Raw genomic sequence first — 19,706 nt, forward strand, 5'->3', positions numbered from 1 at the left:
GAAATGACATAGCTACAGTGTAACCGATTAATTCGAAAAGGAAAGTAAATTTGGTGCATAACGGTTGATTGACTAAATTCTTGAGTTGAACAAATGTATGATTAATACAATATCGTATTCGTTTAATATAGTTGAATAGGTTTTAATGTTATTTAACGGTACTGTTTTCAACCTATGTAACTTGATTTGTTGATACACATGATTAAATGTATATAGATGGTATACTTATTGGGAATTAACGTAATTGTACGTTAATATAAGTTTACTTAATAATAGGTATTTTTAGGTAAAATAAATGTTAACGTTTTTTAATAAAAGGATACTTGTCCGTTTGTCGTCATCAAAAGCCTGCCAAACTGCTTCAATAAATGCGCCTGGACCGCCTGACTTACGGTAACTATATGCTCTGCAGAAATGGTTACGGTATCGTATTTTGTAGGTAAGCAGTTGCAATTCCACGTAGTAAGGTTGATCCAGTTGCCCGTTTGTTTGCTCACGATAGTGCCTCGTATTTTCCGGATACGATTGTTCAGCAAATCAGCAACGAATATATTCCCCAAGTTATCAGTAGCTACTCCGCTGGGGTTCGCTAGTTTGGCGCCGAGGGCACTACCCCCATCCCCTGAAAAACCATAGCTTCCACTGCCCGCCACTGTCCGAATGATACCGGACGTTAGAACCGAGCGTATCCGATTGTTTAATAAATCAGCAATGTACAACGTACCGCTAGTATCGACGGATACATCATTGGGATTGTTTAAACGGGCATTGAGAGCGGGGCCGCTATCACCACTAAAACCCGCCGAGCCATTACCCGCTATAGTTGTAATACTACCTGCCGGGGTAACTTTACGGATACGATGATTATATCGGTCGGCGATAAACAGATTGTTACCTGTATCGATGGCTATGCCGCTAGGGTTATTCAGGCTGGCGGCTGTGGCCGGGCCACCATCCCCACTGAAACCCGCCGACCCGTTGCCCGCTACAGTTGTGATGCTACCCGCTGGCGTAACTTTGCGGATGCGTTGATTGCCATTGTCAATAATGAATAGACTACCGCTGGCATTCACAGCAACCCCATTCGGATTATCCATACTGGCGTTGATGGCCAGCCCCCCATCGCCACTAAAACCGAGCGTGCCGTTTCCGGCTACAGTGCTAATGATGCCCGACGTAGTAACCTTGCGGATGCGATGATTTTTCTGATCGGCGATGTACAAATTTCCGCTTCCATCGACCGCTACGCCGGTTGGGTTCGCCAGATTCGCATTAATCGCATTTCCGCCATCGCCCCCAAAACCGAACGTACCATTACCCGCCACCGTCGTAATTACCCCCGATGTACTGACCTTGCGGATGCGATTGTTGCCCTGATCGGCAATGTACAGATTACCCGCTTTGTCGAACACTACGTCGATGGGATAGTACAAATCGGCGTTGGGTGCCGAGCCGCCATCACCACCAAAACCGAGCGTTCCATTACCCGCTACGGTGCTAATGATCCCTAACGTATTCACTTTACGAATCCGGTTATTACCCTGATCGGCGATGAATAAATTACCAAGTTTATCGACAGCCACTCCGCTGGGGTAAGCCATAGTAGCAGCGGTAGCTGGCCCGCCATCGCCCCCGAAGTTTGGCGACCCCGTTCCGGCTACGGTCGTAATGATTCCCGACGTATTGACTTTGCGAATCCGCTGATTATTGGGATCGGCAATGTAAAGATTGCCCAGGCTATCGGCCACTACGTCGGTGGGGTAGGAAAAACTGGCGGCTGTGGCCGGGCCGCCATCCCCGCTGAAACCTTGCGAACCATTTCCGGCTACGGTTGTGATGACTCCTGACGTAGTGACTTTGCGAATCCGTTGATTATCCCGGTCGGCCACATATAAATTGCCAATACGGTCTACCGATACGCCGTAAGGATAACTCAGGCTGGCGTTGGTAGCTGGCCCGCCATCGCCACCAAAGCCGAACGTACCGTTGCCTGCTACGGTTGTGATGACCCCCGACGTATCAACTTTACGGATGCGGTAATTGTAAAAATCGGCAATGTACAAATTGCCCCTTCCATCGACGGCTACCCCTCTGGGATACCAAAGCTTAGCACTGGTAGCTGGCCTGCCATCACCCCCGAAGCCGAACGTACCACTGCCCGCTACGGTCGTGATAATGCCCGACGTAGTGACTTTGCGAATACGGTGATTGTTGAAATCAGCGATATACAGGTTGCCCAGACTATCGACTGCTACGCTGTTGGGGTTATCCAGACTGGCGGCAGTAGCCGGTCCGCCATCGCCACTGAAGCCCGGCGTACCATTGCCCGCTACGGTCGTGATAGTGCCCGACGTAGTGACCTTGCGAATGCGGTTGTTATCAGAATCGACGATATAAAAATTCCCCAACGTATCAATCGCTACGCCAATTGGGTAAGCCAGACTGGCATTGGTAGCCGGTCCACCATCTCCCCGTGAATTAGAGCCTACTGCCGTCGTAATCAGTTGGGCCGAAGCAGAAATGCCGAACCACAAAAATAGACAGACAGCACTTAGCGAGCGTCCAGAGGTAGGATTGATACGTAGCATTTGTGTCATGGACAAAAGGATAAAGCAGGAAAAATAAGGTAGACCGACTTCTTCAAACGGCTCAATCGTCGTTTGTTTACTACGAAAATTCTAATCCTTACTTGAGTGGATCCACCTAATGGTCAATTACTTAGCAGTATCTAGTTCAGAATTTATTTAGTAAAAAAAGTCACATTGAAACTTAAATAATGATAATACGGTATGCATGTCGACATACCTGAAGACCTAATCACTTCGACAGCAATCTTCCAGCATGAAGATTGATCCATTTAGTCGGCTCAGAATGGGTTTGCACTCGGAGCTGGAATATAAATTTTGCCGTTCGGGGTAAACGTCAGTCGACCGAAAGGCTTTAGTGTCCTTGTCTGGACTGCTTCACCAACCGTTACATTATGGCCTGGTAAGATGGTTATGGAATCGTTAATTGTTGGCAAACACTGGCAATTCCAGGTACTGGTGATTGGCCAATTTCCGTCTTGTTTACTAATGATGAACCCCGTGACTTTCCGGACGCGATAATTCCACATATCGGCAACATACAGATTACCACGATTGTCAATGGTTACACCAAAAGGGGTTTTGAGTGAGGCTTTTTCTGCATAGCCCCCATCTCCCCCGAAGGCATACTGACCATTACCTATAGCCGTTGTCATGGTACCAGAGGGATCGATCATGCGGATACAATTATTTTGGTTTTCGGCGATAAATAAATTGCCCGCAATATCAACGGCTACATCAAAGGGTTCGTAGAGTTGAGTACTCCCTGCTACTGTCTTGATCGTACCATTGGTATCTATTTTGCGAATGCGATTATTTCCCTGATCGGCAATAAATAGATTCCCCTGATTATCGGTAGTTATTCCTCTTGGTTGATTGAGGGAAGCGGCTGTGGCTGGACCGCCATCGCCACTTAATGCCGATACACCCGTCCCCGCCACCGTCGTGATAATCCCATTCGTATCTATTTTGCGAATACGATGGTTTTCAGTATCGGCGATGAATATATTACCCAGTCCATCTACTGTTATTCCCCAAGGACGCGCTAAGCTGGCGGCTGTTGCCAATCCCCCGTCGCCATTGAAGCCCAGCGTCCCATTCCCCGCTACAGTTGTTAATACACCATTCGTATCCAGCTTACAAATCCGATGATGTTCACTATCTGTAATAAATAGTTGGTTATTATTATCTATGGCAATAGAACTTGGGTAAAATAAAGGTCCAGTATTTCTACCCCCTACCACTGTGGTAATGAGACCATTTGGTGCTACTTTTCGGATGTTCCAAAGAGCATTATCGACAATAAACACATTCCCTTTTTTATCTATGGCTATATCCGTGGGAAATTCCATACTGGCCGCGGTCGCTAGTCCTCCATCACCGCCATAGCCAAATGTACCATTGCCTGCCATTGTCGTGATGAGTTGAGCATGGAGCGGAATGGTCAGTAAAATCAGGATTGTAAATAGCCCAAAATGGATTAAAGACTTTAGGGAGAAGTTAACAGGTATAAAATGTTTCATTAGGGATTGAGTTAAGCAGTCATGATTGATTGTCTTGTTAAAACCCTCTACTCGGGAAGGTAATCTTGCTATTTGGTGTGAGCACAATTCGACCGAAAGGCTTTAGCGTTCTTGCTTGAACAGACTCCTGTACCGTTACGGTATGACCAGATAAGATGGTTACCGAGTCGTTGATTCCGGGCGTACATTGGCAGTTCCAGTTAGTGCCATTTGTCCAGATGCCTGTTTGCTTACTGAAAATGAGTCCACTGACTTTGCGAACCCGCGAACTACCTAGGACAGCTATGTGTAAATTGCCACGCCTGTCTAGTCCTACACCAAAAGGGTAGTCGAGCACGGATCTTTCTGAATAGCCGCCATCTCCGTCAAAACCTCTTGTGCCATTCCCCGCTACAAGTTTCAGTTCTCCATTCGTATCGATCATGCGGACGACATGATGCAATCTTTCGGCGATAAATAAGTTGCCAGCGCTATCTACGGCGACATCAAAAGGATCATAGAGTTCAGGGCTGACAGTGGTAATGATACCATTCGTATTTATTTTGCGGATTCGATTATTACCCTGATCCGCGACGAATAAATTGCCCTGCCTGTCAAAAGCTAATCCTTTGGGAAAACTGAGGGTTGCGGAAATGGCGGGTCCGCCATCGCCACTCAACGCCGATACACCCGTACCGGCCACGGTCGTGATAATCCCATTCGTATCGACTTTTCGGATGCGATGGTTTTCCTGATCTGAGATGAATAAGTTACCAGTTCTGTCTATCGCTACGCCCCATGGAAGATTCAGGCTAGCAGCCGTGGCCGGACCTCCATCGCCACTAAAACCTTGTGTGCCGTTGCCCGCTAATACCGTTCGTACCCCATTTGTATCTATTGTAGAAACTTGGTGCCTTGCCATTTCACCAAAAAACATATGATCGCTATTATCCAGAGCAATACTACTTGGATAAAATAAGGGACCATTGCCAACACCAGCACCACCAATAATTGTCGTAATAATCCCGTTTGGAGATACCTTTCGAACATTTGAGAGAATGGCGTCAAGAATAAGCAGATTCCCTTGTTTATCCTCGACGATATCGTATGGGTATTCCATACTAGCCGAAGTTGCCGGTCCACCATCGCCACTATACCCAAACGTACCATTGCCTGCCACCGTTGTAATGATTTGAGCGTGAAGCGGAAAGGTTAGTAAAAAGAGGGCTATATATACACTAAACCGGATTGATAGTTTTGACAAGAAGTCATTAGTAAGAGAATGTAACATCAGGGATATAAGTTGGGTAGGAATTATTGACTATTTTGAAAGGTAGAACTGATTAGAATCCTCGGCTTGGGAAGGTAATCTTACTGTTTGGGGTGAGAGTTAAATAGCCATACTGCTTTATGGTCCTGGCTTGAACTGGCTCACTCACCGTTACATTATGGCCGGGCAAGATGGTTACTGAACTCTCGATTGTTGGCGTACACTGACAATTCCAGAGGCTATTATTTAACCAGGAACCTGTTTGCTTACTGATGATGAGTCCCGTCACTTTACGGACGCGATAGTTCCAAAAATCGGCGATGAACAGATTACCACGACTGTCAAAGGTTACACCTACGGGGGTCCTGAGTGAGGCTCTTTCTGAATAACCACCGTCTCCGCTAAAACTATATAATCCATTGCCCACAACCGTTGTCATGATCCCATACGTATCTACCACACGGATGCAATTATTCTGGTTTTCAGCAATAAACAAATTACCAGCGATGTCTATAGTTACGTCATTGGGTTGATAGAGCTGAGTACTCCCTGCAACGGTCGTGATGATCCCATTCGGGTCTATCTTTCGGATGCGATTATTGCCACTGTCGGCAATATATAAATTCCCATTTTTATCGATAGTTAACCCTCTTGTATGATTGAGTGTAGCAGCTATTGCGGGACCGCCATCGCCACTCAACGCCGACACGCCTGTGCCAGCCACCGTTGTAATGATACCATTCGTATCGACTTTGCGGATACGATAGTTTTCCTCATCGGAGATGTACAGATTTCCCAGACTATCGACCGCTACGTTGTTGGGATAGTTCAGTTTAGCTGCTACAGCTGGGCCACCATCGCCACTAAAACCAATGACGCTATTACCTGCAACGGTAGTAAGCACACCATTCGTGTCCAATTTGCAAACCCGCTGGCGTGCACGATCAGCAATGAATATATTGCCATCAGCATCAAGCGCTATTCCAGTTGGGTAAAATAAGCCTGCGCCAGTTGTAGTGGAATTACTTATTGCCAGTGTGGTAATGGTGCCTTCTGGCGTCACTTTTCGGATATTCCAATTGGACTGATCGACAATGAGTAGATTCCCTTTTTTATCTACAACTAAATCAGTAGGGAATGTCATGCTAGCCGCAATCGCCGGTCCTCCATCCCCACTATAGCCAGACGTACCATTTCCTGCTACGGTTGTGATGATTTGGGCGTGGAGTGAAATTGACTGTAGTGAGAAGAGTGAGCTTAAAAAAAGAAGGGCAAATAAATTGGAACAGAAAGAAATACGTAAAGAAAATGGCATGGATGATAAGCTAGGGTGTGTATTCGATAAATAAAGATGCTTGCTGACAAAAAATCTCGCCAGTAGCTTTACAAAGCCATCAAAGATATAAGTTTATCTGAGAAAAGTTACAGATGATGGTTGTTTTCAGAAATAACGTAGCACCCCGTGAAAAGCCTGCCTAAATAAACGGCACTACCGACTCTAAACTCATGCCCCGGGAGCCTTTTACTAATACGTGCGTATCAGTCATGGGGTTATCCATGAGCCAGTTGTGCAGCGAAAATTTGTCGGGGAAATAGTAGGCTTTGGGCAAGGATGCCAGCGCGTATTTCATGTCTTTTCCGGCCAGAATCACGAGATCGAACTTGCCTTCCGCGATTAGTTTTCCGAGTGCAGCGTGTTCGGCTTGGCTTTCGGGGCCGAGTTCGTACATATCGCCCAGAATGACGGCTTTGCGTTTGGCCGACATAGCCGCAAACTGCCGGACAGCCGCTGCCATCGAACTTGGATTGGCGTTGTACGCGTCGAGCAACACCGTATTCGTTCCTTTGCTAACCACCTGCGACCGGTTGTTAGTCGGGTTATAGTCAGCGACGGCGCGGTTAGCCTCGGTGGACGTAACGCCAAAGTAATCACCGATGGCCAGGGCGGCCAGCATATTCTCAAAATTGTACTGACCGGGCAGATGCGTTGTGATAGTTTCGCCCGACGTAGCACGGTACGTAACGAAAGGCGATTCCTGAATCAACTCAATTGGCTGTTCGTCGGACGTAACGGCGGGGTAAAAAACGACTTCGCCTGTCTGTTCATCAGGGCGATACGTCTTCAGTCGCTCCCGATACATAGCCGTGAGTACTTTATCACGGGAATTGATGAACGCGGCACGTCCGTTTTGAATCAGGTAATCAAACAATTCGCCTTTCCCTTTCCGAACGCCTTCCACACCGCCGAATCCTTCCAGATGCGCTTTCCCTACGTTAGTAATCAAGCCGTGCGTAGGTTGGGAAATTGAGCAAAGCAGTTCAATTTCTTTCTGGTGATTGGCCCCCATTTCTACCACTGCCATTTCATAAGGCTCGGTTGCTCCGTCGCTACGTATCGCCAGTAGAGTGAGCGGTACACCAATGTGATTATTCAGGTTGCCAATTGTAGCATAAGTGCGGTATTTTTTGGAGAGAACAGCCGCAATCAATTCTTTGGTCGTCGTCTTGCCGTTAGAACCTGTGAGACCAATCACCGGGAAGGTAAAGGTTTGTCGGTGATGGCGGGCCAGATCCTGAAGCGCTGTCAGACAGTCTGCTACTAGTAGAAGCCGATTCTGGTCAGCAGGCTGGCTCTGTTGCCAAACCGCTACGTCGTCGATGAGGGCGTAACGGGCTCCCGACGCCAGCGCCTGAACCGCAAACTGATTCCCATCGAAGCTGGCTCCTTTGAGCGCCACAAACAGACAATCGGGCGTGATACGTCGCGTATCGGTCGAAACGCCTGTGCATTCCTGAAATTTCTGATAGAGTTGGGTAGTTGACTGTATGTCCATAGACATAAATGAGGGCTCTGTTCGTTCTTCTTTCTGAATCGCCGGGGCAATGGATGACGGCGTCGAATTTGTGAAGCCCAAAATTAGATGAAAAAGGCGTTTACGCTTCTGTTCTGTTTAACAACCCTGAGCGTGTTGGCTCAATCGGGTGGAAAAATTTCGTTTCGCTACGACCAGACTCCCACCGTTACGGTCAACGGTCGCACGTTGCTGAACCCCTGGGCGGGCGGACTCAATGCCACGCAGTATTCAACCATGCGGCTCAATGATGACAACCGCGACGATCTGGTTGTGTTCGACCGGATGACCAGTAAAGTCAGTACGTTCGTTGCTATTGACAACCCAACGGGTACGGGTACGGCCTGGCGTCACGCTCCCGAATACGAAGCCGCTTTCCCGGCTAAATTGTCGAGCTGGCTGTTGCTGGTTGATTACGATCAGGATGGCCGGAAAGATCTGTTTACGTATCGGTCGGGCGTTCGGTTATTTCACAATGATTCGCAGAATGGGCAGGTGAAATTCACGCTGGTAGCCGACCCGATTCAGACCGAAGGGTTCAGCGGTCGTCAATCGCTTTTTGTGGCATCAACCGATATTCCGGCCATTACCGATTTCGACGACGATGGTGATATTGACATCATTACGTTCGATTCGGGCGGGAACGTAGTGTCTTATCAGCAAAACATGAGCGTCGAACGTACCGGCAAAAAAGACGGGCTGGATTTTAAACGAAACGGCGGTTTGTGTTGGGGCCATTTCCAGAAAGAATACTGCAACGACTTCGTTTTCGGTATCCAGTGCGATCAGGATCTGAGTATTGCAGAACCAAAAATTGCCGTGAAAAAACCGTCGGGTGCGCGGCCCATGCATACCGGTAATACGTTGACGGTGATCGATACGGATGGCGATGGCAACAAGGATTTATTGTTTGGTTTTGTGAGCTGCGAGAACGTAGCACGACTACGTAGCGGAGGACCCAACAACGCCAAAGTTGATTATACAAGCTACGACAGTTTATATCCGGCGCAGAATCCAATTGCGTTTCCGGCCTTTCCGGCTACGTTCTGGGAAGATGTTGACGGCGATGGTACTAAAGATTTGCTGGCGTCGCCCAATGTGAGCCTGAACGACGGACTGGTGTTTGACTTTCGTTCGTCGGGATGGTTTTACAAGAACAAAGGCACGAATCAAAAGCCTGACTTTCAGTTAGTCCAAAAAGATTTCCTGCAAAACGACATGCTTGATTTGGGCGAACGGGCGGCCCCCGCGCTGGCCGATCTGGATGGCGATGGTGACCTGGATATGCTGGTTGGGTATGGAGGTGTCGGCGTCGGAAAAGATTATAAGGCCAGTCTATGGCATTTTGAAAACAAAGGCACGTTACAGAATCCGGCTTTTGTACTTGTCACAACCGATTATTTAGGGCTGAGTAAGTCGCTGGCTTTCAGCAATACAGTACCTTCATTTACCGATGTCGATAATAACGGCAGCATGGATTTAGTGCTGACCTATTTAATGGCCGGGGAAGTCAATGTTCGGGTGTTTTTCAACGCAGCGGCTAAAGGCGCTCCTGCGCAATATGATCTGGCTAAAGCTGTTCGCTGGCCTGTACCCGACATCATGATCGCGGGCGATTTGCTGACCATTACCGATGTCGATCGCGATGGTAAGCCTGACGCACTCATCAGCAGTTCGGCCTTTGGCACGATTCAGTATTATCGAAATACCGGTACGGCCACCGCTCCCACGCTTCAACTGCAAAATCAGAAGTTTGGCGGCATCGCCACCGATGATTATATCTACGCAAAAGCACGTTCGCTGGCAGTGGTTGACGTGAATGGCGATCAAAAAAACGAACTGATAGCCGCTGCCGACAATGGCACTGTGTACGTATATCAATTTCCGGAACCCATTACCCAATCGTTTGTCCTGCTCGATTCGCTGCCAGCCATTGGTAATCCCGGCTCAGGATTGATTGCCGCAACCGCCGACCTCGATGGTGACCAACTGCCCGATTTGATGCTCGGAAGCACGGGGGGAGGGCTGCGCTATCTAAAAAATACCTCGCAGCGCGTAGTAACGAGCACTGGCCCCGTAGAAGAACCCATCGGGCCCTGGGCGTTCCCTAACCCAACGGACCGTTACCTGACCATCCGCGCGCCCCACGACGGACGTATCGAATTGCTCTCCATATCCGGTCAGCGCATGCTGGAAGGGCAATCTATTCAGGCGGGCGTAGAAACCACCATCGACCTGGGCAATCTGCCAGACGCTACGTATCTGCTACGTTTGGTTTCTGATAATAGGGCGCCCATGGTGCAGAAAGTGGTGGTCTGGAAGTAAGAAATTAGTTTTCAATCCCTAAATCACTTTCAAGGAATTTAGGAGTTGAAAATTGCTTCTAAGGAATTTCCCTGAAAACACTTTTCCCCAGCCAGGGTTATTTGACGTAGCAATGAACAGGTCTAAAGGTACGTTTACAGCAACTTTTCGGCCGCCTAAACAATACTCAACCATGGAAAATACGTCAAATGCAGATAATCAAAGCCCCGATCAATCGTTCGGTGATTCGCTGAAAGGCTTGTCTCCACAGAACAACGATTTACCGCCAAACAACGAAGATGAAGAAGCGACTGTCTATGCGGGTCTGGGAGTAAATAATCAGCCCGACGCCTATAATCAGGGCAGCGATGAAGCTTCTGATACGTTGCTTTATACCGATAACGTAACGGCGCGTCATGCCACCGATGAACTATCGAACGACGAAGAACCCGACGAGTTTCCGAACGATCTGGCCAACAGCGACCTGTCGGATGATGACATAGACGAAGAAATCACGGAGTTGGCCGAGGAGGAAGACGAAGGGAACGAACGGTACTAGCAGAGGGTTGCGACGCAGAGAAGTTGTAAGGTTATAGGGTTATAAAGTTGTAAAGTTTTACGCGATGCGGAGCCAACTTTACAACTTTATAACCCTATAACCTTACAACTTCTCTGCTTTCGTAACGCGTATTGCGTAAATTTGTAGTATGATTTCGATTACCAATCTCTCGTACTACCTCGGTAGCCGGGCACTTTACGAAAATGCCTCGCTCCACATCAAACCAAATCAGAAAATAGGGCTCATTGGGCTGAACGGAACAGGTAAATCCACCCTGCTACGTATCATCAATGGCGAATATCAGGCCGACGGTGGCACCATCTCCAAAGCTGGCGACGTAACACTCGGTTTTCTCAATCAGGATTTGCTGTCGTATCAGACCGACGATTCGATTTTGTCGGTAGCCATGCAGGCGTTCGAACGGCAAAATCAGCTGCAAAAGCAGATTGACGAGTTGCTCCACGAAATGGAAACCAATTATCGGGACGAACTCGTCGACAAACTCGGTAAGGTTCAGGAAGAATTCGATGCCCTCGATGGCTATACCGTACAGTCGCGGGCAGAAGAAATCATGGAAGGACTTGGTTTCTCGACCGAGGATCTGCAAAAACCGCTACGTACCTTCTCGGGCGGCTGGCGGATGCGGGTGATGCTGGCTAAACTGCTATTGCAGAAGCCCTCGCTGCTCATGCTCGATGAGCCGACCAACCACCTTGACCTACCATCGATTCAGTGGGTAGAAAAATACATCCAGACCTACGAAGGGGCCGTTATTGTGGTATCGCACGACCGCGAATTTCTGGATAACGTTATCGACGTAACGGTCGAAGTGGCGAATGCGAAATTGAATTATTACGCCGGAAACTATTCGTTCTATCTGGAAGAGAAAGCGTTACGTAACGAAATCCAGAAAGGTGCTTACGAAAACCAGCAGGCAAAAATCCGGCAGACTGAACGCTTCATCGAACGTTTCAAGGCGAAAGCCACCAAAGCCAAGCAGGCGCAGAGCCGGGTGAAACAACTCGCTCGTATGGAATTGGTTGACGCCGTAATTGACGAGTCGGCGCGGGTGAACTTCAAATTTCAGTTCTCGACTCAACCAGGCCGCCATATTCTTCACCTCGACGATATTACCAAACATTACGGGCCTAAAAAGATCCTGACTCACGCCGATATCCGGCTGGAACGGGGTGATAAAGTGGCCCTTATTGGTGCCAACGGACGTGGTAAATCGACGCTGCTACGTATCATTTCGGGTTCGGAGCCGCTGAACGATGGCAAGCGTCAGTTGGGACATAACGTATCATTCAGCTTCTACGCTCAGCACCAGCTCGAATCGTTGAGTGTCGATGATACGTTGCTCGATGAATTGAAACACGCTAACCCGACAAAAACCGAAGGCGAACTACGTGGCGTTTTAGGTTGCTTCCTGTTTTCCAACGACGAAGTTTTCAAGAAAATTAAAGTACTGTCGGGGGGCGAAAAATCACGGGTAGCGCTGGCGAAGGTGCTGCTTTCACAAGCCAACTTTCTGCTGCTCGATGAGCCGACCAATCACCTTGACATGCAGTCGGTAAACATTCTGATTCAGGCGCTCGAGCAATACGAAGGCACCTACGTAGTGGTTTCCCACGACCGGTATTTCGTGTCGCAGATTGCCAACAAAATCTGGTATATCGAAGACGAGCAAATCAAGGAATACCCCGGTACGTATGATGAGTACGAGTGGTGGATGGAAGAGCGGAAAGAGCAGGAAAGCGCTAATGGTACGTCTGGAAACAAAACTCAGTCAGCGCCCAAGGCTTCTGTTGCTCCGTCGTCAGAACCGCGCACTACGTCGAATGACGATGAGCGGAAAGAGTGGCAACGTACCTTGAAAAAGCTGACGCAGCAGGCGGAGGAATCTGAATCAAAGATTGCCCAGTTAGAAGACCGCAAAAAACGGCTTGAAACCGAACTGGCAGACCCAACGACTTACGGCGACAGCAAGCTGATGCAGGCGAAAAATGACGAATACCACCGCGTTAAAACGGAAATTGACCAGCTTCAGGACGAGTGGGAAACGGCCATGCTCGAAGCTGAAAAGTGGGAGAAGAAATTGGCCTAGCACCAACGTATCGTTTTTAGTCATAAAGCCGCAGCGGAGATACGCAGCGGCTTTTGTATGTATATCGGTTACCCACCAAATTTTATGTAAAGGAAAACCGCCCCACCCGATATGATAACCCAACTTACAAGGGCAGCTAAAGTCGATAAAATTGTTTTGAGGTAACCGGTTAATGTATGGAAGTTCAAAAAATGGTAATAAGCAATAGATAGATAAACTAATTGGAAAAGTAAAAGTATTCTATTCAGGAAAGGAAGAAACTGCTTCAGAGCCAGGCCAAATACCAGCGTCACTAGGATACTCACCAGCGAGAAAAAACTCGCAAAAAAGACCTGTGCAACCAGATGTTCAGCGTAATTGATGCCGCTTCGGCGGAAGCAGAGCCAGAACACAAATGCGAAAACTGGAATAGCCGCCAGCCCAATAAAATTTATATTTTCCTCGATGAAAAGCGTCGCTTGCCGACGACGTTCAACGTAAGGCAGCATGTCTTTAGGAACGTCGGGCGTTATGTGCTGACTCGGGTTTTTCGATTCTGGAAACCGAACAGTATAGGGTTTTACCAAAATGTTAACGGATAAATTAAGCCCTAATACGAGCAGCAGAAATGAGAATGGGTTAAAGTATTTTTTTCGCTTCTTCTCAAGAACATATTCGCATGCCGTAGTGCCCGGTTGCGTTGTAAGGTTTTTGATGAGAAACAGAACACCCCGGTCGACGCTGAAAATGGCCTGAAAAAACTCGTTGAGAATATGGCGAATCTGGAAACGCGGTAGGTCGGTAGTTTGACCGCAGGTTGGACAGTAAATAAAACCACTTGTGAGATCAGTCGAACAGTTGGGGCACTTTTCCATAAAGAACAGGTTTGCTGATAAGCCCGAGGTTTTCGTAATCTCCGTTAAATTAACGAGTTAGTCAATTGCTGCTGTAGAACTACTAAAATGTTTCACAAAATATTGCTTATATAATACAAGTAAAATATAATTGCATTTTATTTGTTGACCATGGGCGACTATAAAAAGGGCAGGGGAGCGCAGTTTAATACGGATAATAAATATGCGCGGCATCAGTATGAGCCGGATGAACAGGAATTGCCTGTTGATGACTTCCCTCCTCCGACCGTAAAAACGCAGTTTTTTGAGGAAACGCCCAAGCAAATTATTAGCTACCCCAAGAGTCCGGATATCGGATTTGTAGCGTCTGTTAATCCGTATCAGGGGTGTGAACACGGCTGCATTTACTGCTACGCCCGCCCTACCCATGAGTATTGGGGATTTTCGGCGGGGCTTGATTTTGAGAGTAAAATTATGGTCAAGAAAAATGCTCCGACCTTACTCGAAAAGCAATTTCAGTCGCGCTCCTACAAACCCGTCGTCATTCATTTTTCGGGAAATACCGACTGCTACCAACCCGCCGAACGAACGTATCAGCTGACGCGGAAGATGCTTGCTCTTTGCCTGCGGTATCGAAATCCGGTCGGCATCATTACCAAAAATGCGTTGATACTACGTGATTTAGATATTCTCGAACCACTGGCCAAACTGAATCTGGTGAATGTTGCGATTTCCATCACCACCCTCGATGAAAGTCTGAGATTACTGATGGAACCACGTACCGTTACGGCAGTGCAACGGTTCAAAACGATGAGTAAACTGCATCAGACGGGCGTACCGGTTGGCATTATGACGGCACCCATTATTCCCAGCCTGAACGACCACGAAATACCAAAACTCATCGAACAAGCGGCTAATTCGGGAGCTAGTTGGGCAGCTTATACCGTGGTACGTCTGAACGGAGCATTAGGTCCACTTTTCACAGATTGGCTACAGCAAACCTTCCCCGACCGCGCGGAGCGCATTTTGAATCAGATTGCGGATTGTCATGGCGGTCAGTTGAGCGATTCACGCTTCAACACACGCATGGAAGGAGAGGGCATCTATGCCCAACACATCGCGCAGCTTCACCGCATTGCCTGCCAGAAGTATCTCGCTGGCCGCGAACCCGCTACGTTAACAACGTCCTTATTCCGCCCCGCTGGACAAATCGGCTTGTTTGATACGTAGCAGGTTCTATTACTAGGAACGTAACGCCTTGCTTAAGGAGCCGAGGGAAGTAGCAGCTTTGCCCCTGCTGCTACGTTCAATTTACTTCCAGTTTCGTATTTGATACGTTGTGCTTCTGCCTGATAGCTGGCGGGAAGATTCACTACGTGTAGAAGCTGTACTTTTCGCGTGGCGTCAGGGACGCTGCCACACGACCACACGGTTGGGTCATTCCAACTGCCCGCTTTAACGGTGTACATATGCTCGGTCAACACAGAGAGTGAAGTGGAACCCGCTGGCGAACCGAAAACAGGCGTAGAAACGGTGACGGAGTAGACTCCTGACGTAGTGACCACGGCCTGGTTGGTGTTCCCGATCTGGGTAGCGCCGGGGCCAAACTGATAGGAGAATCCTTCACCCGAAGGCTGTGCTGTAATAGTAAGCGAGGTGGGTGAGCAGTTGGTGGTTCGATTGATGGTCAGCGTAGGCTGAATGGGATATGTGACTTTCTGTATACGCCGATTGCCTGTGTCAGCGATATACAGGTTTCCAGCACCATCAGTTGTAATACCGTTGGGATTATTCAATAAACCGGCTTCTGTTACTGTGGTTATTATTCCGTTTCTGTCGACTTTACGAATCCGGCCGGATTCTGAAAAAAACATGTTACCGGTAGGGTCGAAAGCTACTTCGTATGGATAATATAGAGGGCTATTAATTGCTGGAATATTGTCTCCGCCATAACCTGTATTGCCATTGCCTGCTACTGTGGTGATGATACCGTTAGCATCAACTTTCCGTATACGACCATTACTTGTATCGGTAATGTACAGATTTTCGTCTTTATCAAGTGTGACGCTTGAGGGGTTATTCAATTGTGCATTAGTAGCCAGGCCGCCGTCGCCACTAAAGCCGCCGTTATTTTGCCGTCCTGCCACAATAGAAATAACACCCGCTGGCGTAATTTTTAGAATGCACCAAAATGTAGGTATATAAACAGTGCCGTTTTTTGAAACGGCCATCCCGTTCGAATTATAAAAATCAGCACTGCTTAAGTTGATCTGATTGTCTATAAAGTTAGCCTCTCCGCTACCGGCTACGGTAGAGATAACACCATTTACATCAACTTTGCGTAGTCGCGTATTATACTGATCTACAATGTAAAGATTGCCGGTAGAATCAAAACCGATACCGCGAGGATGTTGAAGTTGTGCTATTGTAGCGGGGCCACCATCACCGGTGTAACCTTTTCCTCCATCACCGGCAACAGTACTGATAAGCCCATTCGGTGTAATTTTGCGGATGCGATCCCCAAATCGATCGGATACGTACACATTACCGTGCTTATCGACGGTTAAATTAGAAGGACTGTTCAAGAAATATCGTTTTCGAATGAAGGCATTCGTCGCCTGTCCGCCATCGCCACTAAAGCCACCCGCTATTGTATTGATCATCCCATCGCTGGTGATACGTCGTACTCTACCGTTTTCACGATCTGAAACGTAAATGTTTCCTGAAGGGTCAACGTCAACTCTCGATCTACGCCCAAATAAAGCATTTACCGCTAGCCCACCGTCGCCCTTAAAACCAAACGTACCGTTTCCGGCTATAGTAGTAATTATACCATCCACGCCCACTTTCCGAATACGTGCATTGAATTCCGCAATGTAAATATTACCCGATCCATCTACTGCTACGTCTTCAGGTTGTAATAGCGGTGTATTGACTGCTAATCCACCATCACCGCCAGATTGAAGAGCTCCAGTACCAGCCACCGTAGTGATGATTCCATTGACGTCGACTTTACGAACCCGATTGTTGTAGGAATCGGCGATAAATAAGTTGCCCATATTATCGACAACGGCAGCACTGGGAAAAGATAATCGGGCATTGGTCGCTAATACGCCATCACCATTGAAACCACCCGCTCCATTACCGGCTACTGTTGTAATGATGCCATTTACATCGACTTTACGAATACGGTTATTTTGATAATCTGTAATGTACAGATTGCCGGCATTATCCAGCGCTACATTACGCGGGTCTATAGCAGCATTGACGGCTGGTCCTCCGTCTCCACTAGAGCCATTATTACCGGTTCCAGCAACAATCGTGTATGTTCCATTAGGATCTATCCGGCGGACGCGACTATGGTGAAGGTCAGCTATGTATACCCTTCCCAAAGCATCAACGGCAACGCCGAGCGCTTCATCATATCCCAAATCGTTTGCTGGAAGACTACCTGATAGAGTAGTAATAATGCCACTAGCGTTAATTTTTCTAACCCCAAAGACGTCGCTATCTACTATGTATTTATTACCTGACTGATCAAAGGCAATAGCAGACGGCCCTCCGAAACCCGCATTAAGAGCCGATTGACCATCCCCATTATTCGTGCCGGAAGCGATGGTTGTGACTACCTGAGCGTAAGCCAGGTGAAGTGATAGGCAAAGAAATGCGATGAGTATTCCTGAAAGGAGAGTAAAAGTTCGAACCACAGAAAGATTGGATTAGTAATAGAAAAAGTAAGTTTACTTGTTTGATGCGTCCAGAAGAAAATAATGATGGAGTACCAATCTATTTGTGTTATTGAAAAAAGTATACAATCATTATAGCGCCTAGAAAATATATATAGTAACCCAAATATATGATTGCCTCATCAAAAGGCCACATGAGGATTTAATTTTAACAAGAAATTTCTTCATAATTCCTCCGAAGCGACTAAGGGTAAAACGGCTTATCTGTGTCATTCCGGTATCTGAACGCCCATCCGATGAATGAAGCTGAAGGTTTACCATCCCAAAATCCGGAAAACCGTCTCCGACCGCTCCACCCGACGGATGCGAACGTATCAATTGTCGATAATGAACACATTGTCCGAAAGGCTTTTGAAAACTCACCCGAGCAGGGTTTCGAAACGTTATTTCGGCTGTATTACCGACCGCTTTGCAGCCATGCGCTACGTTTCGTTTACACCCGCGAAGTAGCTGAAGATCTGGTTGGTGAAGTGTTCTATCAGCTCTGGAAAACAGGTGGATACGTAGCGGTCCAGCATACCTACCGAACCTACCTCTACGCAGCCGTACGCCATCGGGCCTACAACTACCTGCGCGACGAACTAACCGGCAACCGGACGCCCGTATCGCTTGACAATGTACCAGAATTGCTGCTCTCCGAAACTCCGCAAACGCTGGTCGAATACGACGAAACGTATCAGCGTCTCGAAAAAACTATTCAGGAATTACCCCCACAATGCCAGCGGATTTTTCTGATGAGCCGGTTCGAAAACCGAAAAAATCAGGAAATCGCCGACGAGCTTGGGCTGGCGCTCAAGACAGTTGAAGCTCATATGGCGCGTGCCCTAAAGCAGTTGCGTCAGATTTTTATCGGGCTTGCTTCTCTCTTTTTTTTAGTAACCCACTAAGGGTAAAAGCGTCGACTTGTGTCCACCCTGCAAACGTCAGTTATGGAAAATATCGTCAACAAAACGGTGCTGTTCGACTATTTTTCGGGTCGGGTTAGTCCGTTACAGAAGAAGGCAGTTGAGCAGTGGCTGGCCGAACCAGACAATCGCGAACACTACTACGAGTGGCTGCACGAATGGGAACTGACTCAGCTACAAATGGATGCCAACTGGCAGGTAGCTTTTGACAAAGTGGCCAGAGACGTAGTGGGACAGTCCCTGATTGACGAGCCACCGCCCGCTGTTCGGCAGAGAAGAATCGGCCAGATCTGGTTAGCGGCAGCGTCGGTTATATTGGTGTTTGGGCTAGGAGGCTGGTTGTTTCGGGAAAATCTTTTCTATGAAACAGTTCAGACTGGATTCGGCGAGACACGTAGTGTAACCTTGCCCGATGGGTCTGCCGTTACGCTAAACGCCAATTCGTCGCTACGTTATGCGCGCTGGTTTGGCCGGAAAATAGGCATTGGGCAATGGACGCTTGGCGGAAAGCAACCGGTACGTACCGTTTTCTTAACTGGTGAAGCTGATTTCTCAGTACGTCATCTCCCCAATCAACAGCGCTTTGTTGTCCTGACGCCAAAGGGGCTGAACGTAACGGTATTAGGTACGCAGTTCACGGTGTTTAGCCGCGAACGTAATACGCGGGTGGCGCTACGTTCCGGACGTGTGCAACTCACGATGCCCCGAGTTCACCAACAACCTTTGCTCATGAAACCCGGCGATTTAGCCACGTTCGACCGAAAGGGACAATTGGCACTGGTCAAGACGGCGCACCCCGAAGCGATGGCTTCGTGGAAACAGCATCGCTTTACGTTCGAACTGACGTCGCTACGTGAAATTGCCAATATGCTTCACGAAAATTACGGATTGCAGGTCACAATCAAGCATGAGCAACTGGCTGATCGCACCATTTCGGGTTCATTTCCGGCGCGAGATGCCAATGAAGTCCTGCAACTGGTAGCACAGTTACTTCAGATTAATTATAGCCGCGAGGATAATCGCGTTACGTTCACGGATTAACT

General features: G+C 47.9%; 13 protein-coding genes. 6 read left to right on the forward strand and 7 right to left on the reverse strand.

Going from position 1 to position 19,706, the window contains the following annotated elements:
* Positions 1-308 precede the first annotated feature (308 nt).
* The 5 genes from ACYVF1_RS04150 to ACYVF1_RS04170 form a co-directional block, all read right to left on the reverse strand.
* Positions 309-2,597: an NHL repeat-containing protein gene (locus ACYVF1_RS04150; protein WP_461075904.1), complete on the reverse strand. Its 2,289-nt coding sequence runs from the start codon at positions 2,595-2,597 to the stop codon at positions 309-311.
* Between the two features lie 269 nt (positions 2,598-2,866).
* A complete protein-coding gene (locus tag ACYVF1_RS04155; RefSeq protein WP_461075906.1) occupies positions 2,867-4,108 on the reverse strand; it encodes an NHL repeat-containing protein in 1,242 nt (413 codons plus the stop codon).
* A gap of 37 nt (positions 4,109-4,145) precedes the next feature.
* Positions 4,146-5,351, reverse strand: coding sequence for an NHL domain-containing protein (locus tag ACYVF1_RS04160; protein WP_461075908.1), 1,206 nt, complete (start codon positions 5,349-5,351; stop codon positions 4,146-4,148).
* A 79-nt stretch (positions 5,352-5,430) separates the two neighbouring features.
* A complete protein-coding gene (locus tag ACYVF1_RS04165) occupies positions 5,431-6,672 on the reverse strand; it encodes an NHL repeat-containing protein (protein ID WP_461075910.1) in 1,242 nt (413 codons plus the stop codon).
* 160 nt (positions 6,673-6,832) lie between these two features.
* Positions 6,833-8,197 (reverse strand): UDP-N-acetylmuramoyl-tripeptide--D-alanyl-D-alanine ligase, encoded by a 1,365-nt coding sequence (locus ACYVF1_RS04170; protein ID WP_461075912.1) that lies wholly within the window; start codon positions 8,195-8,197, stop codon positions 6,833-6,835.
* 81 nt (positions 8,198-8,278) lie between these two features.
* Here ACYVF1_RS04170 and ACYVF1_RS04175 point away from each other — a divergent pair, with 81 nt between their 5' ends.
* The 3 genes from ACYVF1_RS04175 to ACYVF1_RS04185 all read left to right on the forward strand — a co-directional run bounded on the left by ACYVF1_RS04175 (position 8,279) and on the right by ACYVF1_RS04185 (position 13,179).
* Positions 8,279-10,534, forward strand: coding sequence for an FG-GAP-like repeat-containing protein (locus ACYVF1_RS04175; RefSeq protein ID WP_461075914.1), 2,256 nt, complete (start codon positions 8,279-8,281; stop codon positions 10,532-10,534).
* Positions 10,535-10,706: 172 nt separating this feature from the next.
* Positions 10,707-11,072: a hypothetical protein gene (locus ACYVF1_RS04180; RefSeq protein WP_461075916.1), complete on the forward strand. Its 366-nt coding sequence runs from the start codon at positions 10,707-10,709 to the stop codon at positions 11,070-11,072.
* A gap of 148 nt (positions 11,073-11,220) precedes the next feature.
* Entirely contained in the window at positions 11,221-13,179 is a 1,959-nt protein-coding gene (locus tag ACYVF1_RS04185) for an ABC-F family ATP-binding cassette domain-containing protein (protein WP_461075918.1), read from the forward strand.
* 68 nt (positions 13,180-13,247) lie between these two features.
* Here the strand turns inward: ACYVF1_RS04185 and ACYVF1_RS04190 are convergent, their stop codons facing one another.
* Positions 13,248-14,033: a DUF3667 domain-containing protein gene (locus tag ACYVF1_RS04190; RefSeq protein WP_461075920.1), complete on the reverse strand. Its 786-nt coding sequence runs from the start codon at positions 14,031-14,033 to the stop codon at positions 13,248-13,250.
* A gap of 150 nt (positions 14,034-14,183) precedes the next feature.
* Here ACYVF1_RS04190 and ACYVF1_RS04195 point away from each other — a divergent pair, with 150 nt between their 5' ends.
* Positions 14,184-15,242, forward strand: a complete 1,059-nt coding sequence (locus tag ACYVF1_RS04195) for a PA0069 family radical SAM protein (protein WP_461075922.1) — start codon at positions 14,184-14,186, stop codon at positions 15,240-15,242.
* A gap of 32 nt (positions 15,243-15,274) precedes the next feature.
* Here the strand turns inward: ACYVF1_RS04195 and ACYVF1_RS04200 are convergent, their stop codons facing one another.
* Entirely contained in the window at positions 15,275-17,719 is a 2,445-nt protein-coding gene (locus ACYVF1_RS04200) for an NHL domain-containing protein (RefSeq protein ID WP_461075924.1), read from the reverse strand.
* 245 nt (positions 17,720-17,964) lie between these two features.
* On the opposite strand from ACYVF1_RS04200, the gene ACYVF1_RS04205 reads away from it, so the two are divergent.
* A complete protein-coding gene (locus ACYVF1_RS04205; RefSeq protein WP_461075926.1) occupies positions 17,965-18,645 on the forward strand; it encodes an RNA polymerase sigma-70 factor in 681 nt (226 codons plus the stop codon).
* A gap of 42 nt (positions 18,646-18,687) precedes the next feature.
* Positions 18,688-19,704 (forward strand): FecR domain-containing protein, encoded by a 1,017-nt coding sequence (locus tag ACYVF1_RS04210; protein ID WP_461075928.1) that lies wholly within the window; start codon positions 18,688-18,690, stop codon positions 19,702-19,704.
* The last annotated feature ends 2 nt before the right edge of the window (positions 19,705-19,706 follow it).

The organism is Spirosoma flavus (assembly GCF_054778555.1).